We start from the raw sequence: 2,462 nt of genomic DNA, 5'->3' as shown, positions 1-2,462 counted from the left end.
GCCGCGTGGGCGGCGGACCCGGCGCGGGAGGGGGAGGGGCTGCGGCTCGGGGAACGGGCCTCGGACGTACGGCCGTTGTTCCTCGCGCTGGCCGCGAAGCTGGACCGTGAGCCGAAGGAGACGACCACGGCGGGCGTGCCGTTGACCGGGAACATGCTGCGGCAGGCCCTCCAGATGGCCCTCTACAGCGATGCCGATTTTCCGGCCTTGGCCCGGCTCGTACGGGCGGCCCAGGACCCGGACGGAAAGCCGGTGCTGCCTGGTGCGCTGACCGGGCCGATGAGTGATGAGGACGCGGCGGTCACCATGGCCGTCGTCTGCAACGACGTGAACCGCTGGCCGAGGTCGGTGCCCGGGTATGCGCGGGCCGTCGCCGCCGACCGTGCGCGGTATCCCCTGACGGCTGGGATGCCGGTGAACGTCACGCCGTGCGCCTTCTGGAAGGACGCGCCGAGCGAGAAGCCCACCCGGATCACCTCCGACGGCCCGTCCAACGTGCTGATGATCCAGAGCCTGCGGGACCCCTCGACGCCGTACTTCGGGGCGCTGAAGATGCGTGAGGCGTTCGGGGAGCGGGCGCGGATGGTCACGGTGGAGCAGGGTGGGCACGGCGTCTATCTGGGTGAGGGGAACGCCTGTGGGGACCGTACCGTCACGGAGTTTCTGACCGAGGGGCGGCGTCCGGCGGGGGATCGGCATTGCGCCTCTGACCTGGGGTGATGTCGCCCTTGCGAGGGTGATGGCAGCGCTTTGGCGCCACTGGGGGTCCGTTGGGGCTTGCGGTGGTGCCATAGTGCTGCCATTCTGGCTCTATGGATCTTACGCCCTACGTCGACAACCTCCGGCACGAGCTCGCCGTCGCCGCTGAAGCCGGTGGCGAGGATGCCCGCGCCCTCGCCGAACGCCTCACCTCGCCCCTGGAGGCGGCCGCCCGTCTCGCCCTGCTGAACGTCCTGTCGGATGCCATGGGCGAGATCACCCTGGAGCTCGCGCCGGGATCGGTCGACGTACGGCTTCGGGGTCTTGAACCCGACTTCGTGGTCACGGCACCGCCGAGCGAGCTGTTCCACGAGCGGCCGGACGACGCCGGCCCTCAGCGCGCGCCGACCCCGCCCGCGCCCCAGCCCGTCCCGGAGGCGGACGAAGGCGGTACGGCGCGGACCAACCTCCGGCTCCCCGCGCACCTGAAGCTCCGGGCCGAGGAGGCCGCCGCGCAGGAGGGGCTCTCGCTCAACGCCTGGCTCGTACGGGCCGTCGCGGCCGCCCTGGAACCGCGGGGCGGCGCCGGTCGCCGTGGTGACGCCGACTGGGCGCGGCTCGCGGGCCGGGGGCGCGACAGCCTCACCGGCTGGGTGCGTTAGTCCCGCCGCGCGCCGCACGCGCTGCCCACGCGCGCCGCGCCGCACGCACCGCGCCAACCGCCGAGACCACCGTCCCCGTTCCACCAGCGGAGACGTCCCACACAGCCAAGAGGACGGCACAGCCATGCCTGATTTCGACACCCCGAACCCGATCACTGTCACCGTGCACGCCGAGCTCGGTGCCATCCGGATCACGGCGGAGGACCGCGCCGACACCGTCGTCCACGTCCACCCGAGCTCCCAGGCGAAGGCGGCCGACGTGAAGGCCGCCGAGCAGACCCGCGTCGAGTACAGCGACGGCAGGCTGCTGGTCAGGACGCCGAAGGGGCGCGCCCTGTTCGGCAAGCCGGGCTCGGTCCTGGTGGAGATCGCGCTGCCCAGCGGGTCGCGGCTGCAGGGCACCGCGGAGCTGGCCGACTTCACCTGCGCGGGGCGGCTGGGCGAGTGCCGCGTCAAGACCGGCGTCGGCGACATCCGCGTCGAGCGGGCGGACACGGTGCAGCTGGTGACCCAGTACGGGGACGTCAGCCTGGACCGCGCGGCGGGCGACGCCACGGTGTCCACCGGGTCCGGTGAGGTACGGATCGGGGAGGTCGACGGCACGGCGGAGATCAAGAACTCCAACGGCAGCACCCAGGTCGGCGAAGTCATCGGCGAACTGCGCCTCAAGGCCGCCAACGGCAAGGTCTTCGTCGGCCGCGCGCACACCGCCGTCACCCTGAAGTCCGCCAACGGCGACGTCCGCGTCGACGAAGTGATCCGCGGCACCGCCGATCTCGCCACCGGGGCCGGGGACATGGAGATCGGCATCCGCGAGGGCACCGCGGCCTGGCTCGACGTCAACTCCCGCGCGGGCTCGGTACGCAGCACGCTTGAGGCGGCGGACGGTCCTGGCGAGTCCGAGGAGACCGTCGAGGTGCGGGCCCGTACCGGCCTCGGCGACATCGTGATCCACCGCGCGGCCCCGCAGAAGTAGCACACCGACACGACCGTGATCCTCGCTGCCTGTGGGCCCGCTCGGCCTTCAACCGGGACGCGACGCGCTGAGAGCCTGTCTTTGAACCCCCGCCTGCGCCCCGACGCCCGGCACGCACCCTCGCC

General features: G+C 72.6%; 3 protein-coding genes. All 3 read left to right on the top strand.

Going from position 1 to position 2,462, the window contains the following annotated elements; translation table 11 throughout:
* Positions 1-720: alpha/beta hydrolase (locus U9R90_RS35520; protein WP_411061565.1), on the top strand; the 720-nt coding region annotated here is incomplete at its 5' end.
* A gap of 92 nt (positions 721-812) precedes the next feature.
* Positions 813-1,361, top strand: a complete 549-nt coding sequence (locus U9R90_RS35515) for a toxin-antitoxin system HicB family antitoxin (RefSeq protein WP_411061563.1) — start codon at positions 813-815, stop codon at positions 1,359-1,361.
* Positions 1,362-1,485: 124 nt separating this feature from the next.
* Positions 1,486-2,337, top strand: coding sequence for a DUF4097 family beta strand repeat-containing protein (locus tag U9R90_RS35510; protein ID WP_411061562.1), 852 nt, complete (start codon positions 1,486-1,488; stop codon positions 2,335-2,337).
* Positions 2,338-2,462 lie beyond the last annotated feature (125 nt).

This window comes from Streptomyces sp. E11-3 (genome assembly GCF_046540415.1).
Lineage (GTDB): Bacteria > Actinomycetota > Actinomycetes > Streptomycetales > Streptomycetaceae > Streptomyces.
The sequence above is the reverse complement of the archived record's forward strand: the minus strand, read 5'-3'. Positions and strand labels throughout refer to the sequence as shown.

Bases quoted from the DNA above. Each gene is read 5' to 3' on its own strand.
- U9R90_RS35515 (WP_411061563.1), top strand. From the start codon at position 813: ATGGATCTTACGCCCTACGTCGACAACCTCCGGCACGAGCTCGCCGTC.
- U9R90_RS35510 (WP_411061562.1), top strand. From the start codon at position 1,486: ATGCCTGATTTCGACACCCCGAACCCGATCACTGTCACCGTGCACGCC.